Origin of the sequence: Candidatus Venteria ishoeyi, from assembly GCF_030378065.1 — a bacterium.
GTDB lineage: Bacteria > Pseudomonadota > Gammaproteobacteria > Beggiatoales > Beggiatoaceae > Venteria > Venteria ishoeyi.
In genome coordinates, this window is record NZ_JAUCGJ010000036.1 from 23,189 (window position 1) to 50,182 (window position 26,994).

The 26,994-nt window shown below is 43.0% G+C and carries 23 protein-coding genes; 7 read left to right on the forward strand and 16 right to left on the reverse strand.

Annotated elements, in window-relative coordinates; translation table 11 throughout:
- Positions 1–49 precede the first annotated feature (49 nt).
- Together bioD and QUF61_RS12495 are read right to left on the reverse strand one after the other, a co-directional pair.
- A complete protein-coding gene (gene bioD, locus QUF61_RS12490) occupies positions 50–754 on the reverse strand; it encodes a dethiobiotin synthase (RefSeq protein WP_286019446.1) in 705 nt (234 codons plus the stop codon).
- A gap of 60 nt (positions 755–814) precedes the next feature.
- A complete protein-coding gene (locus tag QUF61_RS12495) occupies positions 815–1,456 on the reverse strand; it encodes a thiol:disulfide interchange protein DsbA/DsbL (protein WP_103921035.1) in 642 nt (213 codons plus the stop codon).
- Positions 1,457–1,763: 307 nt separating this feature from the next.
- Here QUF61_RS12495 and QUF61_RS12500 point away from each other — a divergent pair, with 307 nt between their 5' ends.
- The 3 genes from QUF61_RS12500 to malQ all read left to right on the forward strand — a co-directional run bounded on the left by QUF61_RS12500 (position 1,764) and on the right by malQ (position 5,698).
- Positions 1,764–2,156 (forward strand): hypothetical protein, encoded by a 393-nt coding sequence (locus QUF61_RS12500; protein WP_289681977.1) that lies wholly within the window; start codon positions 1,764–1,766, stop codon positions 2,154–2,156.
- Between the two features lie 558 nt (positions 2,157–2,714).
- Positions 2,715–4,007 carry a glucose-1-phosphate adenylyltransferase gene (glgC, locus tag QUF61_RS12505; protein ID WP_103921036.1) on the forward strand — a complete coding sequence of 431 codons (1,293 nt, stop codon included), beginning with the start codon at positions 2,715–2,717 and terminating at the stop codon, positions 4,005–4,007.
- Positions 4,008–4,216: 209 nt separating this feature from the next.
- A complete protein-coding gene (malQ, locus tag QUF61_RS12510) occupies positions 4,217–5,698 on the forward strand; it encodes a 4-alpha-glucanotransferase (protein WP_103921037.1) in 1,482 nt (493 codons plus the stop codon).
- A 163-nt stretch (positions 5,699–5,861) separates the two neighbouring features.
- Here malQ and QUF61_RS12515 read toward each other — a convergent pair whose 3' ends face one another.
- From QUF61_RS12515 to QUF61_RS12575, 13 genes are all read right to left on the reverse strand, one after another.
- Positions 5,862–6,824: an AAA family ATPase gene (locus tag QUF61_RS12515; protein ID WP_103921038.1), complete on the reverse strand. Its 963-nt coding sequence runs from the start codon at positions 6,822–6,824 to the stop codon at positions 5,862–5,864.
- A gap of 17 nt (positions 6,825–6,841) precedes the next feature.
- Entirely contained in the window at positions 6,842–9,277 is a 2,436-nt protein-coding gene (locus QUF61_RS12520) for a response regulator (protein ID WP_289681980.1), read from the reverse strand.
- A gap of 177 nt (positions 9,278–9,454) precedes the next feature.
- The gene (gene nth, locus QUF61_RS12525) at positions 9,455–10,093 is read right to left on the reverse strand and encodes an endonuclease III (protein WP_289681982.1); all 639 of its coding nucleotides are present in this window, start codon (positions 10,091–10,093) and stop codon (positions 9,455–9,457) included.
- On the reverse strand, positions 10,090–10,776 hold the full coding sequence (locus QUF61_RS12530; protein ID WP_103921041.1) for an electron transport complex subunit E: 687 nt from the start codon (positions 10,774–10,776) through the stop codon (positions 10,090–10,092). The genes nth and QUF61_RS12530 overlap by 4 nt, the downstream gene beginning before the upstream one ends.
- A 220-nt stretch (positions 10,777–10,996) precedes the next feature.
- Complete coding sequence (locus QUF61_RS12535) at positions 10,997–12,289, reverse strand: hypothetical protein (protein ID WP_289681983.1); 1,293 nt, start codon at positions 12,287–12,289, stop codon at positions 10,997–10,999.
- Between the two features lie 276 nt (positions 12,290–12,565).
- The gene (locus QUF61_RS12540; RefSeq protein ID WP_289681984.1) at positions 12,566–13,441 is read right to left on the reverse strand and encodes a glycosyltransferase family 2 protein; all 876 of its coding nucleotides are present in this window, start codon (positions 13,439–13,441) and stop codon (positions 12,566–12,568) included.
- A gap of 11 nt (positions 13,442–13,452) precedes the next feature.
- Positions 13,453–13,881, reverse strand: coding sequence for a hypothetical protein (locus QUF61_RS12545; RefSeq protein ID WP_289681986.1), 429 nt, complete (start codon positions 13,879–13,881; stop codon positions 13,453–13,455).
- A 56-nt stretch (positions 13,882–13,937) separates the two neighbouring features.
- Positions 13,938–15,248, reverse strand: a complete 1,311-nt coding sequence (locus QUF61_RS12550; RefSeq protein ID WP_289681988.1) for an AAA family ATPase — start codon at positions 15,246–15,248, stop codon at positions 13,938–13,940.
- Positions 15,249–15,260: 12 nt separating this feature from the next.
- Complete coding sequence (locus tag QUF61_RS12555) at positions 15,261–16,043, reverse strand: TFIIB-type zinc ribbon-containing protein (protein ID WP_289681989.1); 783 nt, start codon at positions 16,041–16,043, stop codon at positions 15,261–15,263.
- A 15-nt stretch (positions 16,044–16,058) separates the two neighbouring features.
- Complete coding sequence (locus QUF61_RS12560) at positions 16,059–18,179, reverse strand: SEL1-like repeat protein (RefSeq protein WP_289681990.1); 2,121 nt, start codon at positions 18,177–18,179, stop codon at positions 16,059–16,061.
- A 17-nt stretch (positions 18,180–18,196) separates the two neighbouring features.
- On the reverse strand, positions 18,197–18,937 hold the full coding sequence (locus QUF61_RS12565) for a UDP-2,3-diacylglucosamine diphosphatase (protein WP_289681991.1): 741 nt from the start codon (positions 18,935–18,937) through the stop codon (positions 18,197–18,199).
- 153 nt (positions 18,938–19,090) lie between these two features.
- Positions 19,091–20,035 (reverse strand): peptidylprolyl isomerase, encoded by a 945-nt coding sequence (locus QUF61_RS12570; RefSeq protein WP_289681992.1) that lies wholly within the window; start codon positions 20,033–20,035, stop codon positions 19,091–19,093.
- Positions 20,036–20,102: 67 nt separating this feature from the next.
- On the reverse strand, positions 20,103–20,687 hold the full coding sequence (locus QUF61_RS12575) for a peptidylprolyl isomerase (protein ID WP_103919663.1): 585 nt from the start codon (positions 20,685–20,687) through the stop codon (positions 20,103–20,105).
- A 116-nt stretch (positions 20,688–20,803) separates the two neighbouring features.
- On the opposite strand from QUF61_RS12575, the gene gltX reads away from it, so the two are divergent.
- The 3 genes from gltX (at position 20,804) to QUF61_RS12590 (ending at position 24,414) form a co-directional block, all read left to right on the forward strand.
- Complete coding sequence (gene gltX / locus QUF61_RS12580) at positions 20,804–22,237, forward strand: glutamate--tRNA ligase (protein WP_286019227.1); 1,434 nt, start codon at positions 20,804–20,806, stop codon at positions 22,235–22,237.
- Positions 22,238–22,373: 136 nt separating this feature from the next.
- A complete protein-coding gene (locus QUF61_RS12585) occupies positions 22,374–22,922 on the forward strand; it encodes a hypothetical protein (RefSeq protein WP_103919661.1) in 549 nt (182 codons plus the stop codon).
- Between the two features lie 298 nt (positions 22,923–23,220).
- On the forward strand, positions 23,221–24,414 hold the full coding sequence (locus QUF61_RS12590) for a cation:proton antiporter (RefSeq protein ID WP_289681995.1): 1,194 nt from the start codon (positions 23,221–23,223) through the stop codon (positions 24,412–24,414).
- 78 nt (positions 24,415–24,492) lie between these two features.
- Here QUF61_RS12590 and QUF61_RS12595 read toward each other — a convergent pair whose 3' ends face one another.
- Positions 24,493–26,007, reverse strand: coding sequence for an O-antigen ligase family protein (locus QUF61_RS12595; RefSeq protein ID WP_103919660.1), 1,515 nt, complete (start codon positions 26,005–26,007; stop codon positions 24,493–24,495).
- A 131-nt stretch (positions 26,008–26,138) separates the two neighbouring features.
- Here QUF61_RS12595 and QUF61_RS12600 point away from each other — a divergent pair, with 131 nt between their 5' ends.
- Complete coding sequence (locus tag QUF61_RS12600) at positions 26,139–26,606, forward strand: CBS domain-containing protein (RefSeq protein ID WP_103919659.1); 468 nt, start codon at positions 26,139–26,141, stop codon at positions 26,604–26,606.
- Positions 26,607–26,994 lie beyond the last annotated feature (388 nt).

Below are 26,994 nucleotides of genomic sequence, written 5' to 3' on the forward strand. Positions count from 1 at the left end.
CAGTCCTTTAAGGATTGCCAGTCCTGAAGTTATTATTTGTTTTTACCAGTTACTGTATTAGTGGGGTAGTCAGTGATTCTGCCAACTGAGCGACATCTAAAGTTTGACACCAAGGCAGAGTCCCTAGCAAGGGTGCGGGAATGCGTGCTTTTAGACTCTCCAGTACCTGCTGTTGGGCAAAATCTTCCGTCACTGGCGGGGCTAAGCTATTGGCAACCCAGCCAACCAGTGTGCAGCCATCATTAATAATTGCCTGTGCGCTAAGCAATGCGTGATTAATGCAGCCCAGTTTTAAACCGACCACCAAAATAACACCGACATCCAACGCCTGAACCAGATCATTTAAACCTGCTTGTTCATTCAGCGGCACGTACCAACCGCCAACCCCTTCTATTAATAAGTGTTCCTGATTTTGCATACAGTGTTTTTGCATACCCTGGCAGGCTTGCACCAGCTTATCCAACTGCAAGGGTGCACCCATCTCGGTTGCGGCAATATGCGGCGCTATAGGTGGCTCAAATGCAAAAGGATTGACTTGTTGATAGGGCAGGGAGGAACTGCTGTGGGCTTGAATCAGCAAGGCATCCTGGTTGCGTAAAATACCTTGTTCATCACGTTCACAACCACTGGCAACAGGCTTCATGCCCGTGGCTGCGATGCCCTGCCGTTGAAAATGATGCAACAAGGCCAGTGTTGTCCAGGTTTTACCGATACCTGTATCGGTACCGGTAATAAAAAACGTGTTTGCTGACAAGTTTTTTAACGTGAGTTCGGGTTTTTGATTGCACATACTAATTAGATATTTTAAGTCAGCTTATTTAGCACTGACTTGTTTTTGACGTGCCGCGTCAAGCAGCTTATCCGCTTCTTGTAACAGCTGATCATAACCACCGGTCATGCTGCTTGTCATGCGATATTCACCATTAACCACCAGACTGGGTACGGCATTGATGCCATATTTTTGGGTCAAGCGTTTGGCATTACGCACTTTGGCATCAACGGAAAACGAATTCAGTGCCTTGGTAAAGTCTTCTTTGGAAATACCGGCATGTTCTTTGAACAACTTGGCAAAGTCTTCCATGGTGCGCAAAGGACGCTTTTCTTTATGTATGGAGGCAAAGATTTTTTCGTGCATGGTGTCCAGTACATTCAGCTCTTCTGCCACATAATATACTTGTGCCAGGGCTGCCCAATGATTATTACTGAAAATGGCAGGCAGTTTCACCAATACCACGTCATCAGGTAAGTTTTTGGCCCAGGCTTCCAACGCAGGATCAAGCGTATAACAATGTGGGCAGGTATACCAGAACACTTCAACCACTTCCAGTTTACCTTTTTCAGCAACCGGCTGTGGTGGCGTTATTTTTTCATAAGGCAGTTTATCTGCTGCAAAGGCAGCACTGTTAAACAAACAAAGAAAACCCAAAACCCAAAAACTACGAAGGTATCGCTTCATAAAAACCTCTTAAGAAAAAACAAAAAATAATGGAACACCGATAGATGTGTTCTATGTTGTTTTTGACAATCGCCTTATAATGACCGGATAAAGCTTGATGCGCATGGATTGTTACAAGATGTTCATCCCAACGGTTTCCGATTTTACAAAGATTAATTCATAACAGCAAACATATTTATTATGGAATGCTTGCTCAAAGTTTTTTTCAGCACAGCGCCTGCTGCGATCAAATCTGAGATTCAGGCTGCCTGATTTTATACTGGTTCAGGTTTTCCCGTTATAAGTCATATTACTGGCCTGAAAATGAATGGGAGACGAAAGTCTTCCCCACCCTATATTTAAAGTTTGCTGCAACATAAGTTTACTGCTTAAGTTAATGATAGTGGGGCGTCACGGGGGGCAGGAGGTAGTGCCCCCTGAATGTGATTTTTTCAGCAATTCTCAATTACCGCCAGAGTTTGTACAACCCCAGGACAGAGAAGAAAAACAGGATTGTGAGTTAGCCGCAGCCAAGCGCTGGTTAAGGGCTTGGGGAAATCATTATTCTCCTTGGGGTATGACTATACTGGGCGATGATCTTTACTGTCATCAACCCTTTTGTGAGGCAGCTATTGAGCAAGGTTTCGATGTTTTGCTGGTCTGTAAACCTGATTCACATTCAACATTATACGACTGGATTGCTGATTTTGAGCGTATCTGATTATACTGACTTATTTGCTCCATACTGTACTTGACTGGATGGATACTGCTTACCACACTGTACGTAGTCTGCTACCATCACCACGTACATTCTTTGAACATCTACGCGCACTTATTCAGTATTTTCTCTTTGACTCTTGGGAGCATTTAATAAACTTTATGCTTGATGGGCTAAAAAATGAAAATCCTGATTAAAACTGTAGGTTTTAAATTGAGAATTGCTGGGGAATCTCTTAAATTTTTTATTTTTAAATTTTTTCCATATAATCGCTTGATTTATCTAACTGCTTTATGAGGTTCCGAATTACTGAGCGTTACCTAACGACTCCCGTAAAAGCTTAATTTATGCTATGGTATATAGATTAGTTACGATTAGTTACGCAAATATAATATTGTAATTGTTATTTGATCTCACATAATTTTTTTGCCTTCCAGAGATCAAAAAATAAAATGTCCCACAGTGGCAATTTTTTTGACAAATATATCAATTTGCTTCAAAAAAAGAAGTATCTGCGTAACATTAATTATATTGATATGGCTATTATGGAGAATGGAACCCATGGAACAGCCCTCCAAGCAAGAAGAAAATGCACGTTTTATTAGTCGCCTCACCAAAAAAACATTAGCATTAATCCTCGCGGGTGGACGTGGTTCACGTTTAAAGAACCTTACTGATTGGCGCGCTAAGCCCGCCGTCCCCTTTGCAGGTAAATTTCGTATTATTGATTTTCCATTATCAAATTGTATTAATTCCAATATTCGTCAGGTTTCTGTTTTAACCCAATATAAAGCGCATTCATTAATTCTGCATATTCAGAAGGGCTGGAGTTTTTTGCGTGGCGAGTCGGGTGAATTTGTGGAATTAATTCCTGCGCAACAACGTTTATCAGGCAAATGGTATCAAGGTACGGCTGATGCCGTACATGAAAATCTTGATATTATTCGTCACCACGCCCCGGAATATGTTTTGGTTCTGGCAGGGGATCATATTTATAAAATGGATTATGGCCCTATGCTGGCTGCACACGCCTCTTCTGAAGCAGATTTGACGGTGGGTTGTATTGATGTCAGCCTGGAGGAAGCGCGTGGTTTTGGGGTAATGAGTACTGATGAAAATCAGCGCATTACCGCATTTAATGAAAAACCGGAAAATCCACAGCCTTTGGTTGACGACCCCAATAAAGCCCTGGCTTCCATGGGTATTTATATTTTTAATACCAAATTCTTATTAGAGCAACTCAGAAAAGATGCCAGTAATAAAAGCTCTTCACATGATTTTGGTCACGACATCATTCCTTCTATCATTGATGATTATCGTGTATTTGCCTATCCGTTTAACAAACAACGCGAAGGCGACATATTAAAAGACCGTTATTGGCGTGATGTAGGCACCATTGATGCTTTCTGGGAAGCCAATCATGAACTGGTCGGGGTAACGCCCCCTTTAAACCTGTATGATAAGGTTTGGCCTATCTGGACTTATCAGGAGCAGTTGCCACCCGCCAAATTTATTTTTGACGATGATGATCGCCGGGGCATGGCGGTTGACTCTATGGTTTCTGGCGGTTGTATTATCTCTGGTGCTAAAATTACACGCTCATTGTTATTTTCCAATGTTCATTTGCACAGTGGTAGCATATTAAAAGATACGGTGGTATTGCCGGATGTGGATATTGCTGAAAACTGTCGTATCAGCAAGGCCGTGATTGATAAGGGCTGTGCGATTCCTGAAGGCATGAGTATCGGGCAGGATCCTGAAGAGGATAAAAAAAATGGTTTTTATATCTCAGAACGTGGTGTGGTACTGGTAACCCCGGAAATGCTGAAGCAAAATATTCATCATAGTCGCTGATATTAAAAATTTGTCAAAGCCGTTGGTTAAACTTAGAAAGTCAGGAGATAAAAATTTATCTTCTGACTTTTTAAATTTATACTAAAACAAAGGTTCAACAGCATCTGTTATAAACAATAAATTTGGTAAACAATACTTGTTTCACTCCTTGTTATACCTCACATATAAATTTTTATTTACTCTTTCTGCTACAACCCGGAAAATAACGCATGAATTATCTGGATGTCCGTCGCGCCGGTATCTTATTACACCCCACTTCCTTACCAGGCCCAGCAGATGGCGGTGATCTCGGCCCCAATGCTTACTGGTTTATTGATTTTCTCGTTAAAAGCGGTATTTCTGTCTGGCAAACGCTGCCATTAGGCCAACCGCATGGTGATCTCTCACCCTATCAATGTCAATCCGTACATGCAGGTAATACCCGCCTAATCAGTTTGGAATTATTAATCAAGGCAGGTTGGTTAAACCCGCAGGAAGAAAGTGCTTCTGAACAAGAAACAGATTGGGCTAACTATCGCAGCGCAGCACTGAAGGAAGCCTTTCAACTTTTTAGAGCCAATGCTGATGATGAAACCTTATTAAGCTATACCGAATTTCTCAAAGAGAATACAGTTTGGTTAAAAGATTATAGTTTATTTCGAGTACTAAAAACCTTACATGAAGAAGCCCCCTGGTGGGAGTGGGCGGTGGATTACCGAAACCGTTCCAGTAAAGCACTGGACACCCTGCAACAGCGTTTTTCTCAGGAATTGGAACAACATAATTTTGAGCAGTTTTTGTTTTATCATCAATGGCAAAGCTTAAAGCAATATGCCAATGATAAAGATATTTTGTTATTTGGCGACTTACCCATTTTTGTTGCGGCAGACAGTAGCGATGTCTGGGCTGGACGGGAAAACTTCCTGGTGGATGAGCAGGGTAAGCCCAGCGTGGTTGCTGGCGTACCCCCGGATTATTTTTCAGCAACCGGGCAGTTGTGGGGCAATCCGCATTACAACTGGGAATATATGCAAAGCAATGGCTTTCTCTGGTGGCTGGAACGCCTGCGCGCGCAACAGGCTATGTTTGACATGGTGCGCATTGATCATTTTCGTGGTTTTGAAGCTTACTGGGAAATACCCGCAGGTGAAGAAACTGCAATGAATGGCCGCTGGGTGGAAGCACCGGGCGAAGCTTTATTTAAGACATTGCAATTACACCAGACGATTCCTTTGGTGGCAGAAGATTTAGGTATTATCACCGATGAAGTCAATGCATTACGGGAGCAGTTCCAGATTCCCGGCATGAAGGTATTACAATTTGCCTTTGAAGGCGGTGGTGCAGAAAATCCTTATTTGCCGCATAACCATGTTGAAAACTGCGTGATTTATACCGGTACCCATGACAATAATACAACACTGGGCTGGTTTCAGGAATCAGCCCCGGAAACCCAGCAATATGTGTGTGATTATCTGGGGGCCAACCCTGATGCCATGCCCTGGCCCATGATACGTAGCGTATTTTCTTCCGTTGCCAGACTGAGCATCGTACCCATGCAGGATATTTTAGGTTTAGGGACAGCACACCGCATGAATACACCGGGCGTTGCTGAAGGTAACTGGCGCTGGCGCTTTTCCTGGGATGATATTCCCAATAATCTGGATCAGCGTTTGAAAAGTATTATTGAGTGTTACGGACGTTTGCCTAAATAACTAACGCATTTGACTTGTCTTTTTGTCCGTATTCCGTGTTATGAAAACAGTTACATAGCTTACTATATGCCTGTTTTCGTACCTTGAATACGAACAAAAATCCTGTGTCAACGCTACAAGTTATTTAATCCGCGTTCCTAAGGCGCGAGAGGTATATTTTCCATCACATCGCCTCAATATCACTTTGATCTTTCAATAAAGCCCCCAGAAAAGGCAAATCAGCCAAGCGCTCCGGCAAGGGCAGCGGGTAAGTGCCATGTGCGATATTTAGCAAATCAAACCAGACCAGACATTCAGTTAATGAAGGCGGTTTCATTAAATCCTGTTTACGCAGCCTTAATACTTTGCTCAATGCATTATCAATCAGTTCATCATCAAGTTGCGTATAAGCCTGGCGGCGTGCTTGCAAGGCTTGGCGAAAATTTTCTTCGCTTAATTGCAGTGGATGGTAAATGCAGCGTCGCAAAAAAGGATCCGGCAAGCGCCGCTCGCTGTTGGTGGTGATAAATACCAGTGGACGTTGTTGTGGCGTCGCGTTGAAGTGTTTCCCTAATTCTGGAATATGAAATTCCATACGATCCAATTCATACAGTAAATCATTGGCAAAATCACGCGGGGCCTTGTCAATTTCATCAATTAAAACAATACGTACCTGCTTTGCCCCCATCGCCTGCCACAAGGGACGCGGCTCCAGATAGACGGCTTTATTCGGGGGGGCTTTACCTTGCGCACTGGCAAACTGGCTATCCTGAAAATAACGCAGTTGATCAAAATTATAAAATAAATCACGGGCGGCACTGTCTGATTTAACTTGAAAATGTAAAACATTACCCAGTTGTAATTGCTGCGCGACATAATAGGCAACCTGGGTTTTGCCACTACCTGGCTCTCCGCTGAGCAATAGCGGCAGGCCCGTTGCAATAGCCGCATTAATGGCTTGCGTTAGACCCGGTGGTGGTATGAAATAGTTTGCATTCTGAGCAAAGCTTTCCAGCGTTTGGGTCAAGGGACGCCTGGCTAAATTTTCATTTGTTGTGGGTGTTTGTGGCGCTTCGTTGCCACTTTCTCCAGTTTCCACCCTTTGTTTTATTGCCGTTGGGAGCATTAAAAATTGATAATCCGACATTCCTTTATCCCATTATCTTATTGTTCAGTAAGGTGTAATTTAAGCATGTCTCGAATACGCTGAATTTCACAGCGATCAGCTAATTGTAACAAGGCCTGACTAAATTCAGACAACTGTGGATTTGCTTTTTGTAATTCTTTAAGCTGCCTGGTAATCGATTCAATATCACCAATAATGGCAAATTGATATAAACGTGTAAGCAAATCAATAGAAGGTATGATGTTGTTTTGTGCACTCTTGGACTTGCTCTCCAATACCTCAAATTCATCCATGATTTCATCGTGATAATACCACTTTAACTGAAGATGTTGAGCAATCATGTTTAATAATTTGTTAGTTTTCACTGGCGCGCTGAGGTAATCATCACAACCTGCATCAAGGCTGCGCTGGCGTGTTCCAGGAAAAGCGTCAGCCGAGATCATGATAATCCGGGTCTGGTGTAGTTCGGGTATTTCCCGTATTTTCTGCGTAGCGAGCAAACCATTCATACCTGGCATATTCAGGTTCATCAGAATCATATCGGGTTGATATTTTATGGCTTGTTTTAAACTTGCGTTACCATTGTTGGCGAGTTGAACCATAAACCCCAAGGGATATAACAATTTTTTCAGCAGGGTACGATTAACCGTTTCGTCATCAACGATTAGAATTGTACGTACCTGGCCTTCATAACCTCTAATATGCAAAGGGTTAGGTGTATTTGACAGAACTGAGTCAGTGTGTTCTGCAATAATGGGGGCTGCAATCTTAAAACAAAACTGGCTGCCCTTGCCTTCAATACTTTGCACTTCCAGTTGACTGTTCATTAATTCCAGAAAACGTTGACTGATTGCCAAACCCAGCCCTAAACCTTCAGATTTATGTCGCAGTGAGCAAACCTGGGTAAAAGGCAAAAAAATGGCCTCCAAATTATCGGATGAAATACCTGGGCCTTCATCACTGACCTGAAAACAAATATAACCATCCTGATAACAGACAGACAGTTTTACCATGCCTTTTTCGGTGAATTTAATGGCATTACCCAGCAGGTTAATCAAAACCTGGCGCAAACGTGTGGCATCCAGCATGACCACCTCTGGTAAAGGAGAGTCTATCTGGCAATGAAAATTCAAATTTTTATTCTGGGCATTAATTTTGGTAATTTCCACAATATTATGTATAAATTCAGAAAATACCACTTCTTTAGGTATTAATTCTAATTGCTGAGCTTCAATTTTAGACAGGTCAAGAATATCGTTAATCAAGGTTAATAAATGTTTGCCTGATTGTAAAATAGTGCTCACCGCATCATGTTGGCGCGCACCTAATGTATGATCTCGCTTTAATATCTGGGCAAAACCTAAAATACCATTAAGTGGAGTACGTACTTCATGACTCATATTGGCAATAAATTCACTTTTTGCCAGATTTGCGGCTTCTGCACGATCTTTTGTGTGAGAAAGTTGGTGTAGTGTTCTCTGTAATTTATGCTCGACCAGGGTACGTTTTTTTTCTTCTTTATTCAGTGACCAAAGTATGCTGAACAAAACCAGGCTAAAAAAAATAAAAATAACAACAGCCCGGGTACGAAAGATTTTTTGTTCAGTTGTCAACTGATAGGGCAGCGCGGAAATCAATAGTTTCCAACGTGTATTATCAACTTGTTGTATTGCTAAAGCCTGTTGCACGACCTGTTTTGGTAAACGAAAATCAGATTTTTGGGTAAGCTTATTTTCTAAGATTTTTTGATAAAGAACACTGTCGCGCATCAATGGACTTTCTGCCAGTGCTTTTGCATTGTCAAATGGCGCTACTTCAATCTGTTCAGGTGTGTTCATATCCACTAAAAAAATATTTTGCTGTGACGTTTGCGCATGTTTGAGCAATGCTTTTAATCGCTCTAAACGGAAACTGGTAAAAAATATACCTTGTTTTTTAGTCGAAGCCAGGGTTTCTGCTGTTTGAGGCACAGTGATGTACCAGGGAACCATCATGTCAAAATGGGTATAGTCAGAAAAAGGCCCATCATGGATATAAACCTGATGTTGTTCTAATTGCTCGGAAAAGTAGGAAATGTCTGTTTCACAGGCAGGTCCTAAATAACGTTGTTCCACTGGCGGCAGTAAAGAGACGCGCTCTTCATCAATAATAGAAAATTCCAGGTAATCTGGAAAATATTGTCGTACAAGCTGTTTTAAATGCTGAAACTGCGCTTCATCATCTGGTAGTTCCAGCCAGCTTTGAAATTCTTGTTGATGATGCAAGGTAAACAGACTGAGATTATTGCGCAATAATTGCATAAATACTTCAATATCATCAGCAATGGCTTGAGCCGATTGTTTTGCCAGCGACTTTTGAGTACTTTGATATTGTTGGGTCAATGTTTGATCATGCCAAAATAAAATACTGGCAATCAGGGTCAATAATAAGAGACAAAATAAGATTGGTTTAAGCTTACATAATTTTATTTTCATAAACACAAGGTATAGTGATAGTTATGTATTCCGCTAAGCTAGTTTTGGCGGAGTACTGAGCCAATTATCTTACAATAAGGACCTTACAAAATAATCAACAAACATTCCGTGTTTATGATTGGTTTTATTTTTTGTGCTTAAAGGTACAAAAAAATATTTTTTGCTTCATCAAGTTAATTATCTTTTAATGACCTTATCAGAATACTCACATAAGTCTTGAATCAGGCAAAACTCACATTTAGGGCTGCGCGCAACACAAGTATAACGTCCTAATAAAATCAACCAGTGATGCGCGTCAATAGCATATTTTTTGGGTACAACTTTGAGCAATTTCTGTTCCACGGCATCAACATTTTTACCTGGCGCAATACGGGTGCGGTTTGATACGCGAAAAATATGTGTGTCAACCGCAATGGTGGGATGCCCAAAAGCAGTATTCAAAATCACATTCGCCGTTTTACGTCCAACCCCTGGCAGCGCTTCCAGATCTTTGCGATTATCCGGTACCTGGCTTTGGTGCTGTTCACATAACAAAGCACAGGTTTTTATGATATTGCTGGCTTTGCTATTATATAAACCAATGCTTTGAATAGTGCTTTTTAATTTCTCTTCCCCCAAAGCCAATATTTTTCCAGGCGTATTGGCTGCTGCAAATAAGCCCGCAGTGGCTTTATTGACACTTTTATCCGTTGCCTGTGCTGATAAGATGACAGCGATTAATAACTCAAATACTGACTGGTAGTTCAGCTCGGTAGTCGGCTCAGGATTATCTGCCTGCAAACGGGCAAAAATTTCTGCACGTTTTGTTGCATTCATGGATTGGTTTTTTCCATAGACACAAAAGCAACTGGCACCGCCTTAGTTTGAGTCTGCATTATTTTTCTATCAATCCAGTTTTTTAAGACAATTAATAAACCCAAACCAATAAATGCACCTGGTGGCAGCATTGCTAATAAAAACCCCTGATAGTGTTCAAAAACGGTAATCGTCCAGTCAACACCGCCAAACATCAGTTCTGCACCGGTAAACAAAGTACCCTGCCCCAATAGTTCGCGCATTGCACCCAATAACACCAATACTACAGTAAAACCCAGCCCCATGCTTAAAGCGTCCACCAGGGATTTGTTGAGTGGATTTTTAACTGCAAAGGCTTCCGCACGACCAATCACCGCGCAGTTGGTTACAATCAAAGGGATAAAAATACCCAGCACCAGATATAAATCATAATAAAAAGCCTGCATTAAGGCTTCAACAGCGGTCACGGAAGAAGCGATAACCAGTACAAAAACCGGCAAGCGAATTTCCCCGGGTATCCAGTTGCGAATCAAAGAAATAATACCATTGCTGCTGAGCAGAATCAGGGTGGTGGCAATACCTAAACCCAGGCCGTTCATTGCCGTGCCAGTCACTGCCAGCAGAGGGCATAAACCCAGCAGTTGCACCAGACCGACATTGTTGCCCCAGAAGCCTTCCAAAATAATCTTGCGATATGTGTCCATTACCTATTTAACCTGAACTCGATAAACCACACCCACATTGAAAACGACATAAAAGTCTCACCATGAAGGGCATGAAGGACAGGAAAAAAATACCTTCAAGTTCTTCATGTGCTTCATGGTAAAAATGCTGTTCTCAAAATGGAGCAGGTTTAGTAGCATGGCTGCTATGCCGTCAGAATGACGGCATTCCCGGCGGATAATTACCAGCTTTCGCTCTTCCCTAAAACGTGTAGGACCAAGAAAGTCCAAAGCCCCCGTCAGTGGTGTATTTTAAGCCCGCCCCCCAGGCTGTTTGCTGATCTTTATTGACTTTGCCGACCAAAATTCCGAATTCATTGTATTGATCGACAGCCACTTCGTCACCAAAAACCCGTGTATCTGAAACATACGTACTTAATATGACATCCCCAAACAAGGAAAGCTGCCCTAATGGGTGGGTATACATAAGCGAGTTTCTGAGAACGCTGTTTTTAATATCATAGTCCGCTTCAACATCATTCAGTTTAAGCGGTATTGTCTGATAGTAAGCGACCATATTGCCCATTGAGAGTTTTCCTTTCTCGGTAAGGGAAAAAACATAATTACTCCCCAATGAAACGGAAACAACCTGGCCTACAGCCCCCAGATCAACGGAACCTCCAATACCATAGGAAATACCGGGGGTGACAGTCCACTTATCGGTAACTTTCTTCGAGTAACTGATGCCTACACCGGCAGAATAAGCGTCGGCCTCACCTTCGGTTCGTGAAAAGTGGAGTGGTAAGCGGAAGTTGATAGAGTCCCCACTATTCATTTGGTGGCTATAACCCAGGAAAGGGATGCTGAATGATTTGACATCAATACAGTCCGAGGGTTCATCCGAGCCGAACATGAAATTAAAAGTGGCGGGAGCGACCAGGGATCTCAAACCCAGATAATCAAAGGCAATGGCGGCATCATTATCAATCTGGCGGTTTGCCAGACTATTAGGGTTGCCTGCAATAGGATCATATTTTGAGGCTGCGGCAAGTTCGTGGAGCAGGGCGTCCGCATTTTTTTTCAGATAATCTTCAAGTTCATCAACAGCTTGTTCACGATTTTTTCCCACATGACCAAATTGTTCATCAACGATTGTTTTCTGGCCGTCAGCGCTATGCACTTTCAGGTTAAGAATAGATGAATTCGCGGCAAAATCCGCCCACATGTTCAGGCCGCGAAAATCTACTCGTAAGGAAGCGGGAGAATGCGCTTTGTCAAAATTGTCGAAATCCGTTTTTTCTCTAAAATTCTGTTCTATCTGCCCACTTTTAAATGCATCAATTGCATTGTCAAGTTTGTTGAAGCCGACAGTGTAACTGTAATTTTGCGCTTGCAGGTCAGTGCTGTAAACACCGATGTTGAAGATGTGTTCAGCCGCCAGGGTCGGCAGGGTCTGATCTCCTGTAGCTACAGTACAAGCGGCATTGACCGGGATGGGGCAAAATACCCATAAAGCAACTAACAGGAACGGTTTACTGCAGTATTTAACTTTCATTTTTCCATTCTCCATTTTATTTTCCAACATTAGGAAGAGTTTAATAAGGTTTTTTCTCTAAAAATGGGTGTGATTCAAATGAGGGTTACACTAAGTTTGCGACTAAGCCCGTAAAATAACGGATTCTCAAAAATAAGTGTTACCCTGATTTCCAATTAATTGAACCATACCTAAAAATGCTTAAATCTGCTACACACTATCAAAAACTTAGCATGAGACGGAAGCGGTTTTTTGCGTCATAAGCGCAAAAAGAAGCTTACATCGAACTCAGGCTATTTATCTCATAAAGACATTACGCACACTGAGCAGCGCAAAACGCACCCAGATAGCGGCAATCACCGCCCATAATAAAGGACGTGGGTAAGCTTGTTGAAAAAATTTCTGATAATAACGCACCATGCCCCGATGTTTGTACCAAGAAATGCGCAATGGCGTTTTTTGGCTGCAAATACCCTGACTGTGTTCCACGCTGATATCAGGGATAAATAAAATCTTCCACCCGGCCTGCTGAAATCGAATAAACCAGTCTAAATCTTCACAATGTAAAAAATAACGCTCATCCATCGCCCCGACTTGTTCCAGTGCTGTGCTGCGCACAAGCATAAAAGCCCCGGAAATGCCTTCCAGAAAAACCGGTTTTTCTGGTAAAGGCCGCTCGGTATGTTCAAAATTAGACCAGCGGGCATGGTTGGGAAACAGACGATGCAAATGGAAAACCCGTACCAGCGCTTTACCGGGCGTGGGAATATCACGGCGGCAACTGCGTTGCTCGCTGCCATCGGTATTTTTAACCAGCACCCCCGCCATACCTGCTTGTGGCTGTTTTTCCATCTCACTCAGACAGCGTACCAGGGTATCGTTTTGAATCATACAATCGGGATTAAGAAATAATACATAATCACTATCGATTTCATTTAACACGCTATTACTGGCTGCGGCAAACCCCAAGTTCTCTGTTTGTACTCGAATATGCAGCTGGGCATGATTGGGATACGCTTTTTTTAAAATAGCAATACTGTCATCTTCAGAAGCATTATCCACCACAAATACCTGAGCCTGTCCTTGTGCTTGCAGTACATGCTGTACGCAGTTTAACAGGGTTGAACCAGCATTGTAATTGACAATAATGACGCTCACATCAGCTTTTTGCATAATATCAGTGCCTAATTGTTTTGCCAGCCACAAAATGGATTCTTCTCTTTATCCGGTTCATAGTTTTTTAATGCCTTATCGACTGTCCAGATATGTACTTTATTATTTTTATTTTTTAACCGGTTTGCTTCAAAAATCATTGTCGCATCAACTAAACCAATTTTTTGTGGCGCATAAGTATTTGAAAATTCCTGTAGAAATTTGAATAAACGCTCTTGCTCACATTCACAAGACGGTGTGACTGTAAGCCATGATGTAGCCTCAAAACTCCTGGTAATTTTTTGCTGAAGTTTATCTGCTAATACTTTTCTTTGATTTCCATCATTGACATGCGCAATAATGTTGGCAGTTTCATAGACTGAGGGTAAAGGCCAATATAAGCTGGCTTTTTCGTCTCTAGCCTTTGAGAAACGTGCTTTCACTGCTTTATAGGCTTCCAAATCAGACTTGTCGGGAACCTGAAATAACTCCAGCCAGTATCCGGTATCCACGACAATTAAAAGTCTTCCAACCATTTCATTGCCTTTTGTTGACGTTTTTTCTCAAAATTTGGCGCAAGATATTGATCGACAATCTGGTGAGTCACCAAATCACCTAATGCGCCACGTTCAAGCATTTCCTGCTGATAAGGAAATTGTGATAATGCAATTAATTGTGTGCCATTATCTTCCAGATTCTGGTAGCACAAAACAACACCATTTAGTTGATCGGTACTTAATGCATTCAGTGTCGCAGGGTTATGTGTTGTCACAATCAGCTTGAGATTGCGTCGTTGACAGCAATCATCAATTGCTGAAACCAGCATATTAATTCGACTGGGATGTAGACCATTATCAAATTCATCCATGATAATACGCGATCCAGGATGTGCTGTTTCCAATTTAGTTAATAATGCGAGGCAACGTAAAGTACCATCCGATAAGGTTCTGGCTGTTGTCTTATTACCATTTTGTTCAATCAGGGCAAACATACTGTCGTTATAATCTGTTACAGTAAAATGAAAATCTTGATAAGGTGTACCAGGTAACTGATTTATCCAGCTTAATAAGTGCTCCAGGCTTTGACGCTGTGTTTTATTCCCTTTTGATAAGGTAAACAAGATAGCTGAAATATTAGCTGCATTTTTGGTGAGTGGAGAAGCATCCAGGTGCGCATATTGCCGCATCAATTTGGGTTCGGGATCAAAAACAAAACTGGAAAAATAATCCGTAATATTATCAATTAACTTTTCACAAGTCTGTTTTTTTTCAGGCTTCATATGTGTGGCGAAAGTTTTATATTGAAATAATAAGGACTGCTGTAATGATGCTTGTACAGAAGGATCTTGACCCGGTTTGAAATTTTTATAAGATACTGTTCGTGTATGTAAGTCACTTTCATCATTGATAAAAATCCAATCATCTCCGGCCATGAGACATTCTCTTATAATTTCAGGTGTTTTTTCTGTATTGATGGCGAGTTCATAAAATACCCTTTGTAACTTACCTTCAAACTTGATTTCTGCCTTGAATCCCAATCTGAATTCAGTTTTCCCATAAGTGGTGCAAGCCTGCAACCCACCCCGGATTTCCATCCGGCTATTTCTACCCAAATCACTTGTTTCATGCAAAGCGCCACCATGTGCTAAAAAATCAAGTAGTTCCAGTGCTTCAATCAGGTTACTTTTACCTGATCCATTTGGCCCGATTAATGTGGTTAATGGTTGGGATAAATTAAAGCTTATCCATTCAGAAGCCCTTGCGCTAAACCCTTTGAAATCTTCAAGGTAAAGATATGCTTTTTCGATAGTAGTGGTTTCAGATAGCATAATTTTCCTTATTTAACGCTTGTATTCCAAATACAAGATTAAAGCGCCCCAGAGAAAAGCCAGCAGCATTAATATCACGCCCATGCTATCAACAAAACGCGCGATACCATGATCGTAAGCCAGCCAGCCCAGACGTTCCAGTAAATTATGCCAGTCGTGATAATCCGGCGCATCCATGCCGGTGACACCACCCAATAACATAAGCTGTCCGGCACGGGCATCATTAATATAAGGGGCTAAATCCATCAGGCTTTGCCCCAGCCACCACAGGGCGATGGAGGCACCAAAAGTATCGTGATTCTTAATAAGCAGGGCAAATAAAATGATAAGCGGCATAATAAGCTGTCCCAGCGAACCGCCCAACACATGCATGAAATCACCCAGTAACATAAAAATTACATGTCCGGCTTCATGAAACACCAAGTTAATGTTGTGCATGAAGGAATTGCCAACCTGATTACTGGTCATGGGCATATTTAAAAACTGCCAACCCCAGATTAAAAAGAGCACATAAAGCAGTAACTGGCCAGACCAGATTAATCGGTCTGGTTGTGGCTTAACATAAAACAAGGTTTCCAATAGTGAAACAAGGCGCGAGGGTGACTTACTGATAACCGCGTTAGGCAGTTTTCTGAAACGAATTTTCCGTTCCTGCCTGCGCTGTTCTTCCTGTAACCGGGATTTAAGCCATTGCTTAAACACGATACCACAAGCAGGACACCGATCTTTAGGTGAGTCATCGTCAGAGTCACGAACCGCCCCGCAAGCAGGACATTTTGAGTAGTGTACACCCATCAGCTTAATACCACTTTATGCGTGCTGTTGTCTTTCAAACCATGTTCTGGCGGCTTGCTGGGCCTGCGCGATTTGTTCCGGCAGCATTTGTTTGGCAAGGGCATCCCGCTGTCGTATGGCTTCTTCATCACCTTGCATGGCAACCAGTGCCAGCCATTGATAGGCCAGGGCAAAGTCTTGCGGCACACCTATACCCTGTTGATAATAAAATGCAATTTGCAGTTGCGCTTCAACAATACCCTGATTGGCTGCTTGCTGATACCAATGCGCGGCAGGCATGGGGTTGCGCTGAATGCCACGCCCGGTTTCATAACAAATTGCCAGATTATATTGGGCATCAGCATGTCCTTGTTTTGCCGCTTCCTGATACCAATATAAGGATTTTTCCAGGTTGGCTTTACTGCCCAGTCCTTCTTCATAAAAAATACCCAGATTAAACTGGGCATCAATATTGCCTTGTTCTGCGGCCCGCAAATACCAGTGTAGTGCTTTTTCAAAATTCTGGTTGACGATATCACCTTCTTCATACAATACCGCCAGACTCATTTGCGCATCGGCATTACCATGCTCTGCCGCGCGTTTATACCAGTGAATGGCCTGGGACACGTTTTGCAAGGAGCCTTTTACAGTTTCATACAACACTGCAAGATTAAACTGTGCGCCGGTATCGCCATATTGCGCAGCCTGTTTATACCAATAAACCGCTTGTTTGAGATCCTTGGGCGTTTCTGCGGTGCCTTGTTCATAAATAACCCCCAGATTAAAACAAGCATCCAGGTTGCCCTGTTGTCCGGCTTTTTCGTACCAGATGCGCGCCTGTTCAGAATTGGCAGCTAGCCCCTGACCTTGTTCGTACATCACGCCAAGATTGTATTGTGCTTGTTCATGATCCTGCTTTGCCGCTTTTGTATACCATTGTAATGCCTGCACAAAATCCTGAGGCATTTCATTACCCTGCTGGCAAAACAAACCCAGTTGAAACTGGGCTTGCGGATCCTGCTGTTCCACCGCTTGGCGGTGTAATTGCATCAAGCGCCCAAATTTATCATTATTCTCCTGTTGCAGGGCAGATGCTGTTTCCGTACCTTGAGTGACACCAGATTCCGGGAATAAGGTGGCTGTTTTTTTCCCGCCATCCTGTTGACTGACCAGATTTTCTAATGCAACATTGTGACCTGCCGCAGGTGAATAGCCCAATTGCTGTAATAATTCCAGGATATTGCCGGGGATTTCCTGCTGATTGGTTTGTGGTAAATGCAAGGCCAGCCCTTGCGTTACGCCTTGTAATTGGCTGAGTGTCAGACTTTGGCTTAAACTGGACAGGCTTAATGGTTCTAATTGCGCTGTCGTCGCTTGTGCAGCTTTTTGATACCATTGCTCGGCTTGCTGTTCATCCTGACTGACACCCTGCCCCTGTTCATGCATCAAGCCCAGGTAATAATACAGCACGCGCATATTTAAGGTGTTTTGCGCACCGGCCAGGTTTTCCTCAGCCGTTTTACGATACCATTGTAAAGCCTGAATGACTTCCGGGTTTTCCTGTTGCTGGCGCACGCGAATCTGTTGCAAGGGTTTATTGGCAATTTCCAGCCCTTGGTCTGCCGCCTTATGATACCACTGCTCTGCTTCAATGAGATTTTGCGCAACCCCTTTACCCTGAGAATATAAAATCCCCAGATTATATTGTGCGCGTGGATGATTTTGCGCCGCTGCCTGACGATACCAATGCAGGGCTTGAGTGTAATCCTGTTTCACTCCACGACCGTGGGCATACAAGCCTGCCAGATGATAACTGGCTTCGGTATGTTGCTGCACGGCGGCACGATGATACCAGTGAAATGCCTGCGAAAAATCCTGTGCCACACCTTTGCCTTGCTGATACAAAGTGCCCAGATAATACTGTGCTTTGGTTTCCCCCTGCTCAGCGGCAGCGCGATACCAATGCGCGGCGCGTTCCAGATTTTGTGCCATACCTTTGCCATGATGATACATCACTGCCAGCAGATATTGTGCGTGAGCGTGTCCCTGAGCTGCTGCCTGACGAAATAATAAGGCGGCCTGAGAATAATCTTTTTGGTTAAAAGCGGCGATACCTTTTTTATAGGTTGCGGTGCGGGTAACACTTGCTGCGCTCATTATTGCTCCAACTAGGCTTAGGCAGGATGGTAGGCCTGTAACTGACAAGCCTCCGGTTGACAGAATAAAATACTACCCTGTTGATACCAGTCACCTAAAACAATACGTTGCATAATCAGACCGTCTATGACTAAATCATGCGTTGCCGGGCGGTGTGTGTGACCATGAATCAGGCACTTAACGCCTTGCTGTTGATGCTGCAAAAATAACTGTTTTACGGCATCGGCATTCACATCCATAATGTCTGTGGATTTTTGGGTATTCGCCTCACCACTTTGGCTGCGCATCTGCAAGGCCAGAGCACGACGTTCTTCACGGGATTTTGCCAGCACCTGCTGTTGCCAGAGCGGGTTACGCAATTGCTGACGTAATTGCTGATAGGGCACATCATCAGTACATAAGCTGTCACCATGCATTAATACGGTCGGTGTGCCATAGAGATCAATTACGCAGCCTTCATCCAGCAGGGTACAGCCAGTTGCCTGACAAAAACCTTCGCCTAACAGAAAATCCCGATTGCCATGCATTAAAAATACAGGCACGCCGGATTGCGTTAATGCTTTTAAAGCGGCCTTAATGACTTGCACGGCTTCATGATCTTCATCATCGCCAATCCAGAACTCGAACAAGTCACCCAGGATATATAAGGCCTCAGCCTGCTTTGCTTCACAGTTTAATAACTGTAAAAACAATTGAATAATCTCAGGGCGTGAGGCATCCAGATGTAAATCAGAAATAAATAAGGTTGTTTTTGACATGTTTAACCTGAATTCGATGTAAGCTTCATTTTTTTGCACCAAATTAGGTTTGCTAAGGTACAAATAAAAACCAGCGTGAAGCAAAAGCGGTTTTTTCGTATTTCAAAACTTCAAAACCTGCGAAAAAGAAGCTTTTGCGTAACACCAATTACCTTATTCTACAGCAGGTAAATCAGGTTGTTCAGGCAGCCATGCTGCATCGGGATCGGAGGCAGTTTCACTTGAATCACTTGGCGCTGCTTCCATGACTTCTGCTTCATCAACATCTTCTGTATCAACTACATCTTCTGTATCAACCGCATCTTCTGTATCAACTGCATCTTCTGTATCAACTACATCTTCTTCGATGACTTCATCCTCTTCGACTTCCCCTTCGGAATCAGCAACCGCTTCTTCAGTCTCATCTTCTAAAGTTGCTTCAGCATCTGCGGCTTCCATAGCCACTTCCTCTTCAATCACTTCCTCAGCCACTGCTATTTCTGCGTCTTCAGTAGTGACTTCATCTTGTGCCATGGGTGTATCCAGCGTAATTTTATCGATCATGATGAGGGGGTCGGGCAGGTTGCGAAAATTACCCTCTTTAATGACAGCAGCCTGATTCATTTTTTGAATAACGTCCATGCCGCTAACCACTTTGGCAAATACGGTATAACCCCATTTACGGTTGGTTTTTCCGCTATGGTTTAAGTTGGCATTATCACCCAGATTGATAAAAAACTGGGAAGTTGCAGAATGCGGATTGCCGCGACGCGCCATGGCAACCGTGCCAAACTGATTTGAGGCGCTATGATCCGCCTCATTTTGAATCGCAGGAAATAAGGGAGATAATTTTTCCAAGTCCTGATTATAACCCCCGGTTTGCGCCATATAATCGGCAATAACCCGGTGAAAAATAACACCGTCATAAAAGCCTTCCTCGATATAAGCTAGAAAATTCTTAACTGCGCCAGGGGCTTTCTCCGGCATCAATTCCAGCGAAATTTTACCCAATGATGTATGGATATGGGCGCGTGGTGCTTGTTCTCCGGCCATTACCGGAACCCCAAACAAGAACCAAAATAAATAGGCGAGCAAGAACAGAAATGACAGTTTTTTCATGACAACTCCTGGTAATGTGGTGTAAAGACGTAGCGATGCTACGTCTTTACAGGCAATAATAATGTAATTATTTTAAGGTTACTTTTTCAATAATAACCATGTCTTGTGGCACGTCTGTTGGAAACGGGCCACCAGAACCTGTGGCAACGGATTTAATTTTATCCATGACATCCAGACCTTCAACCACTTTACCAAATACGGCATAACCCCAACCATCCTGGCCTGGATAGTTGAGAAAATCATTGTCTTTAACATTGATGAAAAATTGTGCAGTACCGGAATGGGGATCGCCTGTGCGTGCCATGGCAATGGTGCCACGGTCATTTTTTAAACCATTTTTTGCTTCATTTTGAATTGGTGCGCGGGTTTCTTTTTGCTGATATTTTTCATCAAAGCCCCCACCCTGAATCATAAAATTACCAATAACCCGATGGAAAATCGTGCCATCAAAAAAACCATCTTCAACATATTGTTTGAAATTTTTGACGGTTTCCGGGGCTTTGTCTGCATCCAGTTCCAGCACCATCGTGCCCATATTGGTTTGCATGTTAATCAATGTTGACTCCTTTTTCGTTTTGTCTGCGCTGAAAACCTGGCTTGAAACCATTAACAAGCAGCTTGCCAGCAGGGATATAAAAGTGTGTTTTAACATAAGTTCGTTTTCCTGTTCAGTTTTTTTATTACGAATCTTGGTATGATAAGCGAAAAACCACTGCTTTACTAAAAAAACTTACGTCGAGTTTCAGATTAATATAAAAGGAAATCTCTGTGATCAAAACCCGTTTTGCCCCTAGCCCGACCGGACTGGTTCACTTGGGTAACATCCGTACCGCTTTGTTTAATGCATTGCTTGCTTACCATAATCAAGGTATTTTTCTGTTGCGTATAGAAGACACGGATCAGGAACGCAGCGAACAGCGTTATGTCGAACAACTCATGGCTGACCTGCGCTGGCTGGGCCTGGATTGGCAGGAAGGCAATATTGAAACGGGCAGCGGGCAAGGGCAGTACGCGCCTTATGCGCAATCACAACGGGGTGATATTTATAATCACTATTATCAGCAACTAGAGCAAAGCGGTTTGGTTTACCCCTGTTTTTGCTCGCCTGAAGAATTGAGTATTTCCCGTAAACTGCAACGCAGCGCAGGTCAGGCACCGCGTTACACCGGCACCTGTTCACATTTACAAGCTGATGAAGTGGCAAATAAGCTGGCGCAGGGACTTAAACCCACCTTGCGCTTTCGCGTACCACGCGGTGAAGTTATTCAATTTGATGATGTGGTGCGTGGCCTGCAAAAATTTCAAAGTGATGATATTGGTGATTTTATTATCCGTCGTGCTGATAATACCCCCGCATTCTTTTTCTGTAATGCGGTGGATGATGCTTTAATGCAGGTAACGCATGTCTTGCGCGGTGAGGATCACCTGACCAATACCCCGCGTCAGTTATTAATTCTCAACGCATTGGGATTGACTGCACCGCAATATGGACATATCTCCTTAATAGTGGGTACGGATAATACACCCTTATCCAAACGCCATGGCAGTCGCAGCATTCAGGCGCTGGCAGCGGAAGGCTGGCTGCCGATTGCGATTAATAATTACCTGGCGCGCCTGGGACATTCCGGTGGTCGTAATGAATTACTGCCTTTAACGGAACTTGCTGCTGATTTTGATATAAAACGCCTGGGTAAAACTCCGGCAAAATACGATGAAGACCAGCTATTATATTGGCAACAGCAAGCGGTACTGCATAGCGATGAGCAAACTCTGGCAGACTGGCTGAATGATACCAGAACGCTAGTGCCGGAAGCACAATATGCTGAGTTTGTCAGTGCAATACGTGGCAATATTACGTTTCCCAAAGATGCCATATTATGGGCGCAGATTTTATTTGCACAACATTTTGCAGAAACAGAAAACTGGGATTACAGTGACCCAGCCAGAGAACAGATACAACAAGCGGGGTCGGCTTTTTTTCAACAGGCAGTAAACGCATTGGAAACAGCCAATGGAGCATGGTCTGAATTAACAAAAGTTTTGAAAAAAACCACTGATAAAAAAGGCAAAGCCTTGTTTATGCCCCTGCGCGCCGCACTCACCGGGCAGACTCACGGCCCGGAAATGGGTCGGCTTCTGCCCCTGCTGGGACAGCAGGAAGCGAGTTTACGTTTACAGCGTGCCGCTGATATGTCAGGATAGGCTTCTAAAAATTAGAGATTAATAAACATTGTGCAGTAGCGATTTTTTTAACACCAGTAATCAATATCATTCAAAAAAAAGCGGCTGCATAACATCAAAAAACAACAACAATGGGCATTAGGAATTCGAATAAACAATGACAAGTTCTGAACAACCGCCATCACAAACGCCATCACAAGACAGACCCCCTGCAACTGAGAATATGGGGAGTATGAATACCGGTCAGGTTGATCGTTTTCTGCAAACTTTTGAGCGTAGCGCGCGGCGCTGGGAATTAGTGGTGTATCCCGCGCTGTTTGCTTTTGTGGTATTGGCAGGTTATGGCTTTTTCCTCATTTATAGCCTCACTAACAGCGTGGCAATGATGGCACATAGCATGGATCCACATATGGGTGAAAACATGTTGAGCATGAGCAGCAATATTGAGCGCATGACACAGGATATGCATACCATGTCAGCCACCATGCTCGATATTGCAGTGAAAATGGACAGCCTTCCCCCCATGCCTGAACAACTCATTGTTATGAATAAAACCATGCATGCCATGAATACCTCAATTACACAAATGAGCACGTCCATCCATACCATGACTTTGGATATGAACCAGATGCGTGGTGAACTTGGTAATATGGAGCGTAATATTTCACGCCCCATGTCTTTTTTTAATAATTTTGCACCTTGGTAAGGAGTGAGGATGAAATAAATACAGAAACTGGGCGCAGGATTTTTATTCATTTTCAAGGCATGAAAACAGGCGCATAAAGGTTATGGGCAGGTCGTACAAAGCTTATCTCAGGTACTTGGCTTCTAACAAATAACTCATTATTCACACATTTTTTCTATTGTTACTCCCCTTACCTGTGGCATCTGGTCATTGATTTCTGCCAAATACTGTTTTTTCCATCGGGCAACAGTAACGCCAATCAAAGGTAGACTGCAAACTCGCAGTGATCAACAAAATTCGTTATCAACAGGATTTTTTAATGAGCCCAGAACCTGGATTGACCTCCCCATTTTTTATGATTGCCGTGGTATTTTCTGGTGCGGCATTTATTGCAACCCTGGCCTTATATGCAAGGCAGGCGCTGCTGCTGGCTTATATTGCGGCAGGTATCTTACTGGGGCCCTGGGGCGTGAATTTTATTACGGTGGAGGATGCCCCCCGGCTGAAAGAATCGGCCCATATCGGCATTGTGTTTTTACTGTTTTTACTGGGCATGAACTTACAACCCCGCAATTTACTGGATATGCTGTCTAAAACCAGTTTGCTGACCCTGCTGACTTCTTTTATTTTTTCTTCGATTGGGCTGGTTTTAGGTTTATTATTTGGCTATAACATGGTTGATGCTTTAATGATAGGTGTTGCCATGATGTTTTCCAGCACTATTCTGGGCTTGAAACTACTTCCCACCACCGTGTTACACCACAAACACACGGGTGAAATCATTGTCAGTGTTTTATTATTACAAGATATTATTGCAATTTTAGTTTTGTTGGTACTGAAAGGCCTGAACCACGATCAGGATAATACCCCTTTTATTGATATCGCTATTTCCATCGCGTCTTTACCTTTTTTAATTGCACTGGCCTGGGGATTCGGACGTTATGTTTTATTATTTCTGATGCGTCGTTTTAATAAAATTCAGGAATATATGTTTTTGATGGCAATTGGCTGGTGCATGAGTATGGCTGAACTGGCGGCGCATCTGAATCTCTCCCACGAAATCGGGGCTTTTATCGCAGGCGTGGTATTAGCGACCAGCCCCGTTGCCTTATTTCTCACGGAAAGCCTGAAACCTCTACGGGATTTTTTCCTGGTAATGTTTTTCTTCTCGCTGGGTGCCAGCCTGCAACTGGAAATGCTGCAAAATATCTTCTGGCCCGCGTTGTTACTGGCAGGTTTAATACTTTTAATCAAACCTTTTGTTTTTAAATATATATTGATCTTCTTTAAAGAAACGCCGCAATTATCCATGGAAACCGGGGTAAGGCTGGGCCAAGTCAGTGAATTTTCGTTACTGATTGCGGTGATGGCACAAGATTTTCAGGTTATTAGTTTGAATGCTTCTTATCTGATACAAGTGGCAACAATTCTGACTTTTGTTGTGTCCTCCTGGTTTATTGTGATGCATTATCCAAATCCAATTGCAGTATCCGATAGGTTACGACGGGATTAATTCGCTGTGCTGCATTCCCGGAGCAAAAACTGGGAAATTTATTGTGCGAAGATAAACGTAGCATAATGCAGTGAATTTTTATTCTATAATTTTACGGTGTTTTTCCTTCATCAATAATAATTGCTTGCCGCTGGTTGCAGCAAAAATTGTTAATATTGCAATATGGCTTAAATGATCAACAAAGCCTTTACCTGTCCAACCTTGAATGAGAATCGTAATCAATCCCAATGCCATTGCCAGATGCGTCGCTCGCGCTAACTGTGACAGCTCTGGTGCGATTGCACACTGTATTGCAGCCCACCCGGTAACAAAAATGATGGACATAAAAATCAACAAACCTGGAATACCTAACTCTGAAGCAATTAATAAATACAGGTTATGCACGGGAAGATGAAAACGGGAAATATTCACTTCAGTATTATCATATCGATCCTGGACTAATACATAATTTCCCCACCCCACGCCCATCATCGAATGCTCTGCAATCACCCGATAAGCTACTTGGCGCATGGGTGCGCGGGTATCACCTGAGCCATGATCATTTTCCATGCGACTGGCAAGTTTATCACCCGCAGCCGCCATCACCACACCAATTGCGACAACAATCATTAATACAAAAACTGAAAATAATGGCAGCATGGTACGCAGGCGCACAATTTTGAGTACTGCCAAGCCCATGGGAAACAAAGCAGAAGTCATGAGCCAGGAACCCAAACCCGCGCGGGAAACAGTCATTGCCAGTGCCGCTACTGCGGTTAACCATGCAAACAGCCCCAGTACGCGCCAGTAGCCTTTGGCAAAAAAGGCATAAGCCAGCGGTACGGTAGCAAATAAAGCGGTAAATTTGGAAAAATTACTGGAATGTCCCATGGTGCCGCCCGGGCGATAACCAACACCTTCAATATCTTCCAGTACGGTTTCATCCGCGCTGTCCTGCCCAGGTAAAAAAATCAGTTGATCATGGGTTACTTGCTGCGCTATGATTAACAGGCTCTGAAACTCCAGCGTTAATATCAGCCCCAGTATAATCCAGCGCAAATCTTCCGGTTTTTTCATGAAATGAAAAATCACAAAAAAAATCATCAGAGCACGTCCCATACGGTTATAAATCCCGACCCATACCGCAGCAACATTTTCTGCGGGAAACGCGGAAACCAAAGTAATAAGCAAAAATAACAGCAGGGGAATAACCGTATAAGTGTCCCAGATGGAAAGGTGGCTTAAGCTTCTTTTATAAATCAGCCAGATATAAAGCCCCAGCAGTATAAACATCAGAATATCTGCCAGTTGCAGCAGTACAAAATGATATAGTGGTGGCACGGTGTCGGTCTGATAGTCGACAATGGACTGCCCCGTACCCAAAGATATGGCAAATAAAAACATCAACATCAATAACAGTTCTTTACGCGGTATCACGACAAATAATGGCGCAACACAGAGTATCATGGCAATTTTGGCATATTTTGAAGGGCCGCCCAGTAAAGCTGCCACAATATAAGCGGCAACAATGGCAACCAATACCGTAAAGCCAGACAATGCCAAAGAACGGAAAGAAAAATTGTCCCGGATTTCCGCTTTCAACCAGCGTAGCATAAAGAAAGTTTCCTGAAGTCGATATAAAAAATAGTATCAGCCCGTATAAATCTTTACCGTGCATATACTATCGCGGTATGATGTTATGCTTATAGAGTATACTTTGATTTTAATCACACAAGGAGGAAAGTATGCAAGTCAAAGATATTATGGTGCGTAATGTCAAAACTGTTCAGGAAGACACCGGGATTCTGGAAGTCAGTTCCATGATGTGTTTATATCGTATCAACGGCTTACCTGTAGTGGGTGATGACGAGACGCTACTGGGTTTTATTGCTGAAAAAGATATCCTGCATTACCTGTTCCCCACCATGGAAGAAGTCATGGAAGGTGGTGGCAATATTGCGGGTATGGATCTGGATGCAATGATGGGAAAATATCAGGATGTTGTCAACCTGAAAGTCTCTGATCTGATGACCCGCTCAGTGATCACTGTTGCTCCCGACATGCATATCTTAAAAGCCACTTCCATTATGGTACGTCATACCTTTCGGCGTATTCCGGTTGCTGAAAATGGTAAGTTACTGGGTGTTATCAGCATGGGTGATGTACACAAAGCCATATTCCAGAGCAATATCGTTAATATTACCGCAAAATAAATAATAAAAATACACATTGAACTCAGAAGCTGAATTCAATGTGTCATTATTTGTATTATAAAATTGCGCACCAAGCTGACAAAAACCTCTGATTTGCCATAAAAAAATTTCCCTGATGCAATAAAATCGCTTGCGTTTAAATTTTCTACTGGGGTGATGCTTTTTATGCGCGCTTCAAATCAATAAATCTCCTTAATTGCAATAGTAATATTACGACTATTGCCTGCTACGATATATACAGTAAGCGGTGCTTGTTCTTGTGCTAGGAGGCTGTCCGAAAACACAAGACCTACTGCGGAAAAGCTGGATTTGGTCAGATTTCTCCCTTATTTTCGTTAAATATACCCAATATTCGCCTCAAATAATGAAAAAATCTGCCTCAAACCAG